At 58.4% G+C, this 13,423-nt stretch carries 12 protein-coding genes and 1 tRNA gene; 9 read left to right on the plus strand and 4 right to left on the minus strand.

The features are described from left to right. Nucleotide 1: 1 nt before the first annotated feature. The 6 genes from cutA (at nucleotide 2) to yghU (ending at nucleotide 5,306) form a co-directional block, all read left to right on the plus strand. On the plus strand, nucleotides 2-349 hold the full coding sequence (cutA, locus tag AFK65_RS17330; RefSeq protein ID WP_007702196.1) for a divalent cation tolerance protein CutA: 348 nt from the start codon (nucleotides 2-4) through the stop codon (nucleotides 347-349). Further along, a complete protein-coding gene (locus tag AFK65_RS17335) occupies nucleotides 325-2,049 on the plus strand; it encodes a protein-disulfide reductase DsbD (RefSeq protein WP_038856185.1) in 1,725 nt (574 codons plus the stop codon). The genes cutA and AFK65_RS17335 overlap by 25 nt, the downstream gene beginning before the upstream one ends. A gap of 50 nt (nucleotides 2,050-2,099) precedes the next feature. Beyond that, nucleotides 2,100-2,675, plus strand: coding sequence for a transcriptional regulator (locus AFK65_RS17340; RefSeq protein WP_007702207.1), 576 nt, complete (start codon nucleotides 2,100-2,102; stop codon nucleotides 2,673-2,675). A gap of 116 nt (nucleotides 2,676-2,791) precedes the next feature. Further along, nucleotides 2,792-2,867, plus strand: a tRNA-Phe gene (locus AFK65_RS17345). Nucleotides 2,868-3,365: 498 nt separating this feature from the next. After that, nucleotides 3,366-4,328, plus strand: coding sequence for a nickel/cobalt transporter (locus AFK65_RS17350; RefSeq protein WP_038856184.1), 963 nt, complete (start codon nucleotides 3,366-3,368; stop codon nucleotides 4,326-4,328). 111 nt (nucleotides 4,329-4,439) lie between these two features. Beyond that, complete coding sequence (gene yghU / locus AFK65_RS17355; protein WP_007701757.1) at nucleotides 4,440-5,306, plus strand: glutathione-dependent disulfide-bond oxidoreductase; 867 nt, start codon at nucleotides 4,440-4,442, stop codon at nucleotides 5,304-5,306. A gap of 50 nt (nucleotides 5,307-5,356) precedes the next feature. Here yghU and kduI read toward each other — a convergent pair whose 3' ends face one another. Beyond that, nucleotides 5,357-6,193 carry a 5-dehydro-4-deoxy-D-glucuronate isomerase gene (kduI, locus tag AFK65_RS17360; protein ID WP_007702210.1) on the minus strand — a complete coding sequence of 279 codons (837 nt, stop codon included), beginning with the start codon at nucleotides 6,191-6,193 and terminating at the stop codon, nucleotides 5,357-5,359. Nucleotides 6,194-6,589: 396 nt separating this feature from the next. Here kduI and kdgT point away from each other — a divergent pair, with 396 nt between their 5' ends. Beyond that, nucleotides 6,590-7,591 (plus strand): 2-keto-3-deoxygluconate transporter, encoded by a 1,002-nt coding sequence (kdgT, locus tag AFK65_RS17365; protein ID WP_007702212.1) that lies wholly within the window; start codon nucleotides 6,590-6,592, stop codon nucleotides 7,589-7,591. Between the two features lie 51 nt (nucleotides 7,592-7,642). On the opposite strand, the gene AFK65_RS17370 is transcribed toward kdgT, so the two are convergent. Both AFK65_RS17370 and crfC read right to left on the minus strand, forming a co-directional pair. Beyond that, nucleotides 7,643-8,494, minus strand: coding sequence for a diguanylate cyclase regulator RdcB family protein (locus tag AFK65_RS17370; protein WP_007702214.1), 852 nt, complete (start codon nucleotides 8,492-8,494; stop codon nucleotides 7,643-7,645). Nucleotides 8,495-8,499: 5 nt separating this feature from the next. After that, nucleotides 8,500-10,860, minus strand: a complete 2,361-nt coding sequence (gene crfC, locus AFK65_RS17375) for a clamp-binding protein CrfC (RefSeq protein WP_032804967.1) — start codon at nucleotides 10,858-10,860, stop codon at nucleotides 8,500-8,502. A 563-nt stretch (nucleotides 10,861-11,423) separates the two neighbouring features. Here crfC and AFK65_RS17380 point away from each other — a divergent pair. Together AFK65_RS17380 and phnH are read left to right on the plus strand one after the other, a co-directional pair. Continuing rightward, entirely contained in the window at nucleotides 11,424-11,759 is a 336-nt protein-coding gene (locus tag AFK65_RS17380) for a zinc ribbon domain-containing protein YjdM (protein ID WP_007702221.1), read from the plus strand. A gap of 712 nt (nucleotides 11,760-12,471) precedes the next feature. Beyond that, nucleotides 12,472-13,068, plus strand: a complete 597-nt coding sequence (gene phnH, locus AFK65_RS17385; RefSeq protein WP_032804969.1) for a phosphonate C-P lyase system protein PhnH — start codon at nucleotides 12,472-12,474, stop codon at nucleotides 13,066-13,068. Here phnH and yjdP read toward each other — a convergent pair. Next, nucleotides 13,065-13,385 carry a DDRRRQL repeat protein YjdP gene (gene yjdP / locus AFK65_RS17390; protein WP_007702223.1) on the minus strand — a complete coding sequence of 107 codons (321 nt, stop codon included), beginning with the start codon at nucleotides 13,383-13,385 and terminating at the stop codon, nucleotides 13,065-13,067. The two genes, phnH and yjdP, sit on opposite strands and share 4 nt — an antisense overlap. Nucleotides 13,386-13,423 lie beyond the last annotated feature (38 nt).

The following is a 13,423-nucleotide window of genomic DNA, read 5'->3' on the forward strand; positions in this document are numbered from 1 at the left end:
TATGCTGGATGACAACACCGTTACTCACGCCGCGCCAGACGCGGTCGTTGTGCTCTGTACCGCACCGGACGAAGCCACCGCGCAGGATCTGGCGGCCAAAGCGCTGGCGGAAAATCTCGCCGCCTGCGTGACGCTGCTGCCTGGCGCCACGTCGCTCTACTACTGGGAAGGGAAACTGGAGCAAGAGTACGAAGTGCAGATGGTGCTAAAAAGCGATACCGCGCGCCAGCAGGCGCTGCTGACGTGTCTTAAAACGCATCACCCTTATCAGACGCCCGAACTGCTTGTGATCCCTGTCATTCATGGAGATAAAGACTACCTCTCATGGCTCAACGCATCCTTACGCTGATCCTGCTGTTTTTCAGCGCGCAGGCCACGGCCTCACTGTTCGGCCAGCAGAACGCCTCGTCGTTCGTGCCGGCAGACCAGGCTTTCGCCTTTGATTTTCAGCAGCAGCAACATCAGCTGACGCTGAACTGGCAGATTAAGCCCGGCTACTATCTTTACCGCCAGCAAATTCACGTCACGCCCGCCAACGCGAGCGTGTCGCCCCCTGCGCTTCCCGCCGGCGAGCCGCATGAAGATGAGTTCTTCGGCAAAAGCGAAATCTACCGCGACGCGCTCAGCGTACCGGTCACAGTGGAGCAGGCGTCGCCCGGCGCGACGTTAACGGTGACGTATCAGGGCTGCGCCGCCGCCGGTTTCTGTTATCCGCCGGAAACCCGCACGGTGCCGCTGAGCGCCGTCGAACCGACAGAGAGTGTTAAAGCCGACGCCGCTACGCCTTCGGCCGCCACTGGCGAGCAAACCCGCGTTAACAGCGATGCGCCTTCCGCCACGCTGCCGTTCTCCGCGCTCTGGGCGTTACTTATCGGCATCGGCGTCGCTTTCACACCCTGCGTGCTCCCCATGTACCCGCTTATCTCCGGCATCGTGCTGGGCGGCGAAAAACGCCTTTCCACCCGGCGCGCGCTGTTGCTGGCGTTTATCTACGTACAGGGGATGGCGCTCACATACACCGCGCTGGGGCTGGTGGTCGCCGCCGCGGGCCTGCAATTCCAGGCGGCGCTGCAAAGCCCGTGGGTGCTGGTGACGCTCTCCATGGTCTTTGTTCTGCTGGCGCTCTCGATGTTCGGGCTCTTTACGCTACAACTGCCCGCGTCGCTGCAAACGCGCCTCACGCTGATGAGCAACCGCCAGCGCGGCGGCTCGCCGGGCGGCGTGTTTGCGATGGGCGCGATTGCGGGGCTTATCTGCTCGCCCTGCACCACCGCGCCGCTCAGCGCCATTTTGCTGTACATCGCCCAGAGCGGGAATCTGTGGCTCGGCGGCGGCACGCTGTATCTCTACGCGCTGGGCATGGGCCTGCCCTTGATTCTGGTTACCGTTTTCGGCAACCGGCTGCTGCCGAAAAGCGGCCCGTGGATGGAGCAGGTCAAAACCGCGTTCGGCTTTGTGATCCTGGCGTTGCCGGTATTTCTGCTGGAGCGCGTGCTGGGCGAGCCGTGGGGAGTGCGGCTCTGGAGCGCGCTTGGCGTCGCGTTTTTCGGCTGGGCGTTTGTCACGAGCCTTAACGCCACCCGCTCCTGGATGCGCGCGGTGCAAATTGTGCTGTTAGGGGCCGCATTCATTTGCGCCCGCCCGTTGCAGGACTGGGCTTTCGGCGCGCCTGTCGCAGAATCGCAGGCGCATCTGGCCTTCACCCGTATCGCCACGGTGGACGATCTCGATCGCGCGCTGGCGCGGGCCAAAGGCAAGCCGGTGATGCTCGATCTCTACGCCGACTGGTGCGTCGCCTGTAAAGAGTTCGAGAAATACACGTTCAGCGCGCCAGACGTGCAGCGCGCGCTTGATGGCGCGGTGCTGTTGCAGGCCGACGTCACCGCCAACAGCGCCGCCGATGTGACATTGCTGAAGCGGCTTAACGTGCTCGGGCTGCCCACGATTGTTTTCTTCGATGCGCAGGGCAACGAGATCCCGAGCGGCCGCGTCACCGGTTTTATGGACGCCCCCGCATTCGCAACGCATTTGCACAATCGCCTGCGGTAAACAACACTTGGGTGGGAGAAACCGTTGGGCTAAACGGAGAGGAGTAGACCGTGCAACGTGAAGAAGTGCTTGAGCAGGCCCTGCATGTCCTTGAACGGGAAGGGATTGCAAATACCACGCCGGAAATGGTGGCTGCCGCAGTCCAGTGTCCGACGGAAGAGATCCAGCGTTACTGGCCAGATCGCGACGCGCTGCTGTATGACGCGCTGCGCTATTTAAGCCAGCGTGTGGACGCCTGGCGGCGCCAGCTGATTTACAACGAAGAGCTAAGCGCGGAACAAAAACTGATGGCGCGCTATCAGGCGCTGACGGATTGCGTCCGCCAGGATCGTTACCCCGGCTGTCTGTTTATCGCCGCCTGCACGTTTTATCCGGAGGCGTCGCACCCGATTCATCAGTTAGCGGATCAGCAAAAACGCGCGGCCTACCACTATACGCATGAGCTGTTGACGCAACTCGAAGTGGACGATCCGGCGATGGTCGCCGAGCAGATGGAGCTGGTGCTGGAAGGCTGCCTGAGCCGGCTGCTGGTAAAACGCAGCCAGGCGGACGTGGATACCGCGCGTCGTCTCGCCGAAGATATCCTGCGTTTCGCCCAGTGTCGCCAGGGCGGCGCGCTGACCTGATACGCCACTAACGGGCGCATTTTTGACTGAAAATCAGCCAGTCAGCACAGATTGACTGATTTTTTATGACAAAGCCGTTGACGCCTTCGGGCCTTTACGGTTTAATGCGCCCCGTTGCCCGGATAGCTCAGTCGGTAGAGCAGGGGATTGAAAATCCCCGTGTCCTTGGTTCGATTCCGAGTCCGGGCACCACTTATTTAAAGAAACCAGCCTACGGGCTGGTTTTTTGCTTTTGGAGAGCCGGACTCTCCATCGAACTGCGTTCGATTCACTCGTCGCATCCCTGCGACTCGCCCTGCGGGCAGCGCGGTGCGCTGTGCAAAAACGCTCCAGGCGTTTTTGTCCGGTCCGGGCACCACTTATTTAGAGAACCCGCCCACAAGGCGGGTTTTTGCTTTTGGCGAGCCGGACTCTCCATCGAACGGCGTTCGATTCACTCGTCGCATCCCTGCGACTCGCCCTGCGGGCAGCGCGATGCGCTGTGCAAAAACGCTCCCGGCGTTTTGTCCGGCCCGGGCACCACTTATTTAAAGAACCCGCCCACAAGGCGGGTTTTTGCTTTTGGCGAGCCGGACTCTCCATCGAAAAACGTTCGGTGATTCGTACCCCTGGCCGCCCCCTTCCCTTTCCCGCTGCTCTCAACCACTTTCATCGTTATACTTGCCGGATGCTCATTCACGGGATAACTGCATGTCGACTGCCATCCTGAACCGCCGCTGGCAACGCCCTGGCGCGCTGCTGTTAACGCTCTGCGCGCTGGGCGTGGCGTTTTTTTTCTACAGCCACTGGGGCGCGTTTTTACAGTGGGCGTTCAGCCTGCAAATCTCGCTGCACCGTTATCTGGTGCTGTATCTATTACAGCTCAATAACCATCAGTACACCGGCGGCGTCTGGCTTATCAGCGGCGCGTTTATTTACGGCGTGCTGCACGCCATCGGGCCGGGGCACGGCAAATTTATCGTCAGCGCGTATCTCGCCACCCATCGCGAAAACCTCTTCGCGGCAAGGCTGGTGCCGCTCGCGGGCAGCCTGATGCAGGGCGTCAGCGCCATTGCGTTTGTCTTTATCCTGGCGGTGGGCTTTAACCTGGCCTCAGGCGATCTGAGCCAGAGTCGCTGGTATCTCGAAAAGGTGAGCGCGCTGCTTATCGGCGCGTTTGGGCTGTTTCTTATTCTGCGCGCCGCAAAAAGCCTGCGCGCGCCGCGCCTGAAAATCCCTTCGCTGACGCCCGCGCAATCGCGCCCGGAACACTGCGGCTGCGGCCATCACGGCGTCGGCAGGGAAAACCATGAGGGCGACTGGCGCGCCCGGCTTGGCGTTATCGCCGCTATCGGCGCGCGGCCCTGTAGCGGCGCGATAATGATTATGCTGTTCGCCAACGCGCTGGGCATGGCGAGCTGGGGAATGGCGGCGGTGATGTCGATGGCGCTCGGTACGGCGCTCTCGATTATGGCGCTGTCGCTCGGCGTACAGTATGCCCGCCACGTCACCACACGGCTCTTCGGCGCGCAAACCACGGCAGCGCAGGCGCAGCGGATCGCCGCGCTGCTGCGTATCGCAGGCGGGCTGGCGCTGCTGCTGTTCGCCGCCGTTCTCTTCCTCACCGTTATTCCTGTCAGCCCGAACGGCGACTACATCGCCGCAGGCTGTTGAGTGGGGTAATGCCACAACCGGATAACAGGCGAGTACGCCCTCGCCTGCTACACTCGAAAACGCGAACCGGACGGCCGGTTTACTTCCTTACTCATCGCGCGGGATAACATTATGTCTCAAAACGAATATCAGCCACCTGAAGTCTGGACCTGGGAACCGCAAGCTGGCGGCGCCTTTGCAAACATTAACCGTCCCATCGCGGGGCCGACGCATGAAAAAACCCTGCCGGTCGGCAAACACCCGTTACAGCTCTATTCGCTCGGCACGCCGAACGGCCAGAAAGTCACTATTCTTCTGGAAGAGCTGCTGGCGCTTGGCATCAGCGGCGCGGAATATGACGCGCACCTGATCCGCATTAACGAAGGCGATCAGTTCTCCAGCGGCTTCGTTGAGGTGAACCCTAATTCCAAGATCCCGGCGCTGCTGGACCGCTCGGTCACGCCCGCGGTGCGCGTGTTTGAATCCGGCGCGATCCTGCTCTATCTCGCCGATAAATTTGGTCAATTCCTGCCGGAAGATTACGCCGGACGCGCCGAAGCGCTGAACTGGCTGTTCTGGCTGCAGGGGTCAGCGCCCTATCTCGGCGGCGGTTTCGGCCACTTCTACCACTACGCGCCGCAGAAAATCGAGTACGCGATTAACCGCTTCACCATGGAAGCGAAACGCCAGCTCGATGTGCTGGACAGACAGCTCGCGCAGCATCGCTTTATCGCGGGCGAGTCCTATTCGATTGCCGATATCGCCATCTGGCCGTGGTACGGCAACCTGGTTATCGGCGGGCTGTATGAGGCGAGTAAATTCCTGCAGGTTGATGAATATAAAAATGTGAAGCGCTGGGCCGAAGAGGTCGCGCAGCGTCCGGCCGTCCAGCGCGGGAGCATCGTTAACCGCACCTGGGGCCCGCTCAACGAGCAGCTTCACGAGCGTCACGACGCCTCCGATTTCGAGTTGCGTACCGAAGACAAACGCGGCGCGTAAGCCACAAAAAAGCCTCGTCACTGACGAGGCTTTTTTTATGCGCGTGACCGTTAGCGCAGATCCTTCACCGCGACGTGATCCATATCGTCGAACACCTGGTTTTCGCCCACCATCCCCCAGATAAACGTATACGCGCGCGTCCCGACGCCTGAGTGAATCGACCAGCTCGGCGAAATGACCGCCTGCTCGTTTTGCACCACAATGTGCCGCGTCTCCTGCGGCTGGCCCATCATGTGAAAGACGCAGCTGTTCTCTTCCAGACCAAAATAGAAGTAAACCTCCATGCGCCGCTCGTGCGTGTGGCACGGCATCGTATTCCACAGATTGCCCGGCGCCAGTTCCGTCAGGCCCATGCTGAGCTGGCAGGTCTCCAGCACGTCAGGAATAAAGTATTTATTGATGGTGCGGCGGTTGCTGGTTACATCCTCGCCGAGATGCACCGGCGAGACATCCGCGGGCGTCACGCGTTTGGTTGGGAATGTCGTGTGCGCCGGCGCGCAGTTATAGTAAAAACGCGCCGGGTTCCCCGCCTCCACGCTCTCAAACACCACTTCTTTCGCGCCCTTGCCGACATACAACCCGTCGCGGCTGTTCATTTCATAGCGCGTGCCGTCCACGGTGATAAGCCCCGGCCCGCCGATATTGATCACCCCCAGCTCGCGACGCTCCAGAAAATAGCTCACGCCCAGTTGTTTACCCACTTCGCTGCCCACGCTTACCGTGCGGTTCACCGGCATGACGCCGCCCACGATGATGCGGTCGATATGGCTGTACGTCATGGTGTACTCGTCAGCCACAAAAATCTTCTCGATTAAAAATTCGTTGCGAAGCCCGGCGGTATCCAGTGTTTTCGCGTGATCGCTATGAATGCTTTGACGAACGTCCATTCTGACTCCTCGTGACGTTGCGGGGAACGGCGCCCCCACTATCAGGTAAACGTAAAAAACCCAACTCAATAACAGTGGATTTACATAAATTTTCGCTGTTTTTGATGCTATCAAACGTGTGAATCAATAATGTGATCAAGATAACCAAAACAGCGTTTCATTTCTATTGAATCATTATTCCACAAGAGAGATAGTAGCACCAGTTACTTCAATAGCGGGATAAGTCGCCACCAGACCAGTCTCCATTCTTATAAAGATGACGCCAGCCGCCGCTGCCTCGCCACGGCTGCCCTACGCGAAAATGCAAAAATAAGTCGATGAAAATAAATGATTTTTATCGAGGGATACTTTTGACCTTAATTCAGCCAGGGCTGAATAAAACCTCTGAGGTTTATGATGAAGATTAAAACTACGATGGAACGCATTCCGGGAGGGATGATGCTTATCCCGCTGTTACTGGGAGCGATTTTAAATACGCTGGCGCCACAAACCGGCAATTATTTCGGTTCGTTTACCAAAGGAATGATAAGCGGAACGGTGCCTATTCTCGCCGTCTGGTTTTTCTGTATTGGCGCCTCTATTGATTTACGCGCAACCGGAACGGTATTGCGTAAATCCGGCACGCTGGTACTGACCAAAATCGCCGTGGCCTGGCTGGTGGCGATGATTGCGGCGTCTTTTATTCCGGATACCGGCATCCAGACCGGCTTTTTCGCCGGGCTGTCGGTACTGGCTATCGTTTCCGCGATGGACATGACCAACGGCGGGCTATACGCCAGCCTGATGAACCAGTACGGCACGAAGGAAGAGTCCGGCGCGTTTGTGCTGATGTCGCTGGAATCGGGCCCGCTGATGACGATGGTGATTCTGGGCTCCGCCGGTCTCGCCTCTTTCGAGCCGCATCACTTCATCGGCGCGGTGCTGCCGTTTCTGATTGGCTTCGCGCTCGGCAATCTGGATCACGATCTGCGCGCATTCTTCAGTAAAGCCACGCCGGTGCTGATCCCGTTCTTCGGCTTCGCGCTGGGCAATACCATTAATCTGCGCGTAATTATGGAAACGGGCCTGCTGGGGATTGTGCTGGGTGTCGCCGTTATCATTATTACCGGCATTCCGTTGATCATGGCCGATAAATTCCTGGGCGGCGGCAACGGTACGGCAGGCGTGGCGGCCTCATCGGCGGCGGGCGCGGCGGTCGCGAACCCGGTCATTATCGCGCAAATCAACCCGGCGTTTGAACCGGTCGCAGCCTCAGCCACGGCGCTGGTGGCCGCGAGCGTCATCGTAACGGCGATTCTGGTGCCCATCATCACCGCGCTGTATGCCCGACATGTGGCGAAACAGCCGCCTGTAACGCAAGGTGCCGAAAGCATCACTACGAGCACGCTTCGCCGATAAAGGCTGCGCCAGTCGTAAAACACCCCGCATCGGCGGGGTGTTTTTTGGCGTTCAGAGCAGAAAAATCTCTTCCACCAGCGCATTGACCAGCCGCCTTGCGGAGCAGATCCGCGGCATTCCCAGCGACACGCTCTGCCAGGTTTGCGTCACCGACCAGCTGACCGGCTGGCGCTCCCCGTCATGCACCGCCCCCAGCCAGCAGAGCATATCTTTATGCTCCAGCAGGCCCGGCTGCGGCGGCGTATGCAGCCATTGCTGATAGAAATGCCGCGTATGGGGCGAGGCATTAACGCTGTGCGCCAGTCGGAGGGTCGTCTCGTCATACACGGGTTGCAACAGCGCGGTTTTGTCGCCCGGCTCGCCTAAACGCAGGGCGTCGCCGAACGCGCCCCAGCGCAGCTCTTCCAGCGCCACGTAACAGCGCCCGGCGGGCGACCAGCCGTTAAACTCGCCGTTTTTCCAGCGCGCCATAACCTCGCTGACGTGGCGCTGCGCCGCTATCGCCAAATCGCTCTGGCGTAACTGCGCTTCCAGCCGCGCGGCGCTGTGCTGATAGTGTCCTGCCGTCACCTCAAGCGCCTGTGCGAAAGGCGCGGCGGCCCCCTTCTCGCCGAGACGCTGGCTGCGGCGCGCCAGCGCCTGCGCCGTCAGGCTTAACGCCAGATGCCCGGGCGAACTCTGGCGCGAAAGCGACTCCAGCATATGCAGCGCCGCCATCTCCGGCGGCGCCACCGCAGGCCCGGCGGCGATCAACGACTTCTGCAGCCGTTCGCGCACCTTTTGATGCTGCGGATGCGAACGGCCATCGCGGGCTTCTTCTTCGCCCTTCGCCAGATCCACCATCAGTCGCCCGCGCAGCGCGCGTAAATGTCGGCCCGGCCCTTCAACCAGTGACCCGTTCATGGCGGTCAGTGCTCCACGGAAAACAGCGTCTGTATATCATCACGCAGCGCACGGGCGTCTTCTTTAATGTCACGCGCGGTACGGGCGCACTGTTGCAGCTTCTCACGCAGGGCGTTGCGCGACGTCTCGCTCTGCTGACGCGCCGCGAGGCTCTGCTGAAGATTCGCTTCAATCGCCGCCATCGCCATCTGAAATTCGGCGAAAAATGTCGCCATACCCGCCGTCACGGAGATATCCACCTGGGCGTTCATCGCCTGGCGGATCTGCGCGCAAAAACGGCTGACGTAACGGCTCAACGTCTGCTTAAGCTGCGGCAGGTTAATCACGTAACGCGAGCGCATGGCCGTACAGTCATCCCAGCCCAGATCCTTGCTGGTGATCCAGCGCGCTACGGTACCGCGCACGCCGTTATTACGCGGCGCGCTGGCGACCGGCACGCTCTCTTCTTCAATGACATCGTTAAAGAGCTGATGCGCGTTGAAATTAAGCTGGCTGCGCTGAAACACCGGCAGCGTGATATGCGCGCGAAAGCCGGTGCGGCGCAGCCCTTCCGTGACGCGCAACTCCAGCGGCGCCAGGGCGGCGCGCAGGATATCCCCCAGCGCCGTCTCCAGATCGCTGAAATGGACGGCCAGATCGCGGGTCAGATTCTCCTGAACCGACAGCAGGATCAGCTCGCAGGAGGCGCGAATTTTATGCAGCAGCATCCGCGCGTCGCTCTCCTGATCCAGGATCAGCTGTTCGCTGCCTGCGTCGAAATCGCTCCCCCAGGTCACCGCGCGGCGAACCGGACTGCTGAGCGACAGCGGCGGCACTTTGCCCGTCTCAAAATAGCTGGCGATATCCGCCAGTACCTTCTGTTCATGACCCGCAATTGTCTCCGACGCGCGCCCCAGCGCCTGAACAACCTGCTCCTGAATGGCTTTGCTGGCGTCTGCCTGGCAACGTTTTAGCTGTGCGATGTCATTATTCATTTGAGAGATACTCTCCACCAGTTGGTCATTTGCGATATCGAGCCCCTGACAGCGAAAGTCCAGGTAGTCTCGGGTGCATTGCGCAGAGTGAATTAATTTTGCGCAGGCCGAACGCAGCGCGTAGAGCGAAGCGTGCGCGTGCGCCGTGTGCAGAATCGCCCGAATGGGCGCTTCGAAAAGGGAGTCCTCCCACAGCAGATCGGCGGCGTGGCGCAGGTGCGCGATGTCGGCGAAATCGGCGTTTCGCCAGCGGCGGCCCAGTGCCGCTTCGGCGAAATCCTGCACCCAGCGCTGCTCGTCATACGGCGGCAGCGCGCCGTGCTCTGCAAGCTCCTGGCGCGCGCGGTTGGCCAGGTAGCCCCACATGGAAGAGACCGGAAAAATATGGGCCGGATCGATGGCGCCTTTCATCAGCGTGCCGGCGATCAGCGCCCGAACCTGATCTTCATCGTCGCTGTTGCGATCCAGTTGATCGAACTTATTCACCAGCGCGTAGAGCGGCACCGATTCGCCCACCGCCGCGAGCGCCATACGCACCTCTTCGTCGGAGGTGGATTTCAGCTGGGTATAATCCATCACCGCCAGTACGGCGGACGCGCGGGCAATCTGCTCCTGGAGCATCTTTTGCAGGTGCGGCTGTCCGGCTTCGTTCGGGCCGGGGGTATCCAGCAGGGTCAACTGCCCGAGCCCGCGATCCATATCGGCAAGGTGAGTGAACTCCACCTCTATCACCGGAATATGTTCAATGGCGGCGTACGCGCGAAACGGGAACGGCACGTCGAGCACGGCCGAGAGCCGCACCAGATCGTTTAAGCTTTTCAGACAGTGGAAAATTGGCTGGGCGCCGAGATAGTTTTTTTCAAACGAAGTGCCGTTAAGGATGCGCGCCAGCAGGGCGTCCATATCGCGGTCGATTTCTAGGCGCAGCGCCAGGCTGTCGCGCGAAGCGTTCTGTAACCGGACGCGTAGCGCCTGCATCAGGGTTTCTATCGGCCCGGCGTGTGTGAAATGCAGTACCGGCTCTTTCTGGCCTGGCGTGTGACGAATCAGCGTCGGCAGCGCCGTCATGGGGCGGTTGCGGTTCGGCAGGACCTCCTTGCCGACGATAGCGTTGATGGTGGTCGATTTCCCCGCCTTCATCGTGCCGACAATCGCCAGCACCATCTCTTGTTGGGTGGTTTTTCGCAGCTCGGCCTGCAGCACCTCCTGCTGCGCCTCCAGCCCGCGTAAGGAAAAATGAAGCGGATGCACGGCAGCCTGTCGACAGGTAACGTTCCCACCGTCACCCTGCACCGCCAGCGGCATTTGTTTCAGGGCGCTGAGATTATACAGCGCCAGCTGAAGTAGCCGTTCCGCTTCCTGATTCATTTCAAATACAGTCTGTGTGTGCATGAAAAATCTTCCCTTAACACAAATTAAATGACCTTTTGCCTTATCTTTTTATTAGCTCAATGCGGCTTTTATAATTACGTGTGGAAAATATCCTGCGCGTCACAACGCGACCTGACGGAAAAGTGGCGTAAAAAATGCCATACCATCGTTGTGGTAAAATATGCATGAGACGATGAGAAAGGTTTCAAACCTTCATCTACGTCAGGAAACCAAATAATCACTCTGTAAGACCAGAGGGCTGATCGATTTTTCAGAGCGAAAGAATATATCCTCACATCGGCCATTTGACAAAAATGTTCCGACTTCAGGGGATGGATTTAATAATTCAAACCAACATTAACCGCTCCAGAATAACACCGCCTGGCAATAAATCACGATATATGTTTTATGCCCGCCAGTAAAAATGTGCGGCCGCTTCTGACGCCTGCGCGTTTGCGCCGCAGACAGGCCCGTAAAACGTAAGGGTTTAGGGTATAATCCCGCCTTTGACGCGCGCCGCGTAAGCGGCCGCTTCTTGCGCAGCCCTCTTTTGCTGCCCTGTCGGTTCATTCTAAGGAGAAACCATGTCACTGCCAGCCTGCCCGCAATGCGGTTCTGAATATACTTATCTGGATAATAATCTTTACGTCTGCCCGGAGTGCGCCCACGAATGGCGCGAAGGCGAGACCCCCGCCGACAGCGACGCGCTGGTGGTCAAAGACGCCAACGGCAATCTGCTGGCTGATGGCGACAGCGTCACAATTGTTAAGGATCTCAAGGTCAAAGGCAGCTCGTCGATGCTGAAGATTGGCACCAAAGTGAAGAACATCCGTCTGGTGGAAGGCGATCACAACATCGACTGTAAAATCGACGGCTTCGGCCCGATGAAGCTGAAATCGGAGTTCGTCAAAAAAAGCTGACGGCGCCTCAGACCGCGTTTTGCCTGGGCTGGCAGCCTGCGTTGCCAGTTCCGGGCACATCAGCCGCAGTTCAACTGGACGGAGCTCTGCTCAGAATAAAATAGCGTGCTTACCCGATTTCCCCCTGTGTTTTTTATAGCCAGCCCCCTTGCCCTCCCGCCTGGTTAACGTGATTGCGCGCTTATTTTCGCGTGCATTTTAAAAAAAGAATAAGACAAAACAGAAAAGCAGCGTAAAATAGAAATCAGCAAGATTCTTTCTGTAAATACCCTTTAAAATCAATAAAATAAATAACAACTACACTTCAATGAAGTGTCGCTTAACTTTTCATCAATTTCTTTTAGGAATATTATTAAGAAATGCCCGAAAAAATATAATTTCTCGTTGCGAAATATAATTATAAAAATAACTCAGGAAAATAGAAGCCGGTCGATATCGGATTAGCGGAATATCCTTAAAGGCGAAATTAATATATTTACGAGAAAATAATCTTCTTTTTTCTTACCTGACTTAAGCCCAATATTAACATCTCTCATCGATGATTCCGTTAAAGGCAGCGCGATCGTCCCTCCCCTTTTATTGCGTCACAATTCATCTGGCTGTCATGTTTGTTTAACAGTAGGGTCATATTAGGCCGTCAGGATGTGCCGCAACCTGCATCCGGCGGCGTCTGCGACGTACCGCTGCGTTGCGCAGCAGTATGGAGATCCTGATGACATTAAATACCGCCTTTGATTCACCGGTGCACGATGCACAGCAGTGCTTTCGCCGCCTGCTAAAGGCCATGAGCGAGCCTGGCGTCATCGTGTCGCTACAGTTGCTCCGCCACGGCTGGCAGCCGCTTGGCGTTGCCACCACCAGCGTGCTGCTCACGCTTGTCGATAGCGATACCCCTGTCTGGCTTTCGCCCGCGCTGGCAAATGATATTGTGCGCTCTAACCTGCGCTTTCACACCGGTACGCGGATTGCCGATACGCCGGACGAGGCGGTTTTCGCCATCGCTGATGAAAACCTCAACCCACTCCTGCCCGATCGCCTGGCCCACGGCAGCGTGATAGCGCCGGAACACAGCGCCACGCTGGTGTTGCAGGTCAATAGCCTGAGCGGCGGGCGAATGCTGCGTCTGACCGGCGCCGGCATTGCGGAAGAGCGTATGATCGCGCCGCAGCTGCCGGAGTGTCTGATTGAACAACTGGCCGATCGCCTGCACGCCGGATCGCTCGGCATCGATCTGTTGCTGACCTGCGGCGATCGTCTGCTGGCCATCCCTCGCACCACGCATGTCGAGATCGCCGACAGCGGCCGTTAGCGATAATCGTCGTCATCCAGCCGTTGCTCTTCTTCCTCCAGGCGACGGCGCTCTTCATCCAGACGACGCTGGCGCTCATCAAGCTGCCGGTGGCGCTCTTCCAGACGTCTGCGCCGCTCGTCGTAACGCGTGCGGCTCTCATCGTTATAGCGACGATCGTCCGACGAATCGCGATCGTCAGGATGGTAAGCCTCGTTGATCGCCTCCGTTACCGAGTTAATGGTGTCGTTAAAGACGGAATCCAGGCCATCCGCCAGCGCGTGGCTGCTGGAAAGAGAGAGTGTGGCGAAAAGCAAAGCGCGAAGATGTGATTTCATAATGCCAGCCCTGTGTTTGACTGGTCTTAAAGTAAAGA

This window comes from Cronobacter universalis NCTC 9529, assembly GCF_001277175.1.
GTDB lineage: Bacteria > Pseudomonadota > Gammaproteobacteria > Enterobacterales > Enterobacteriaceae > Cronobacter > Cronobacter universalis.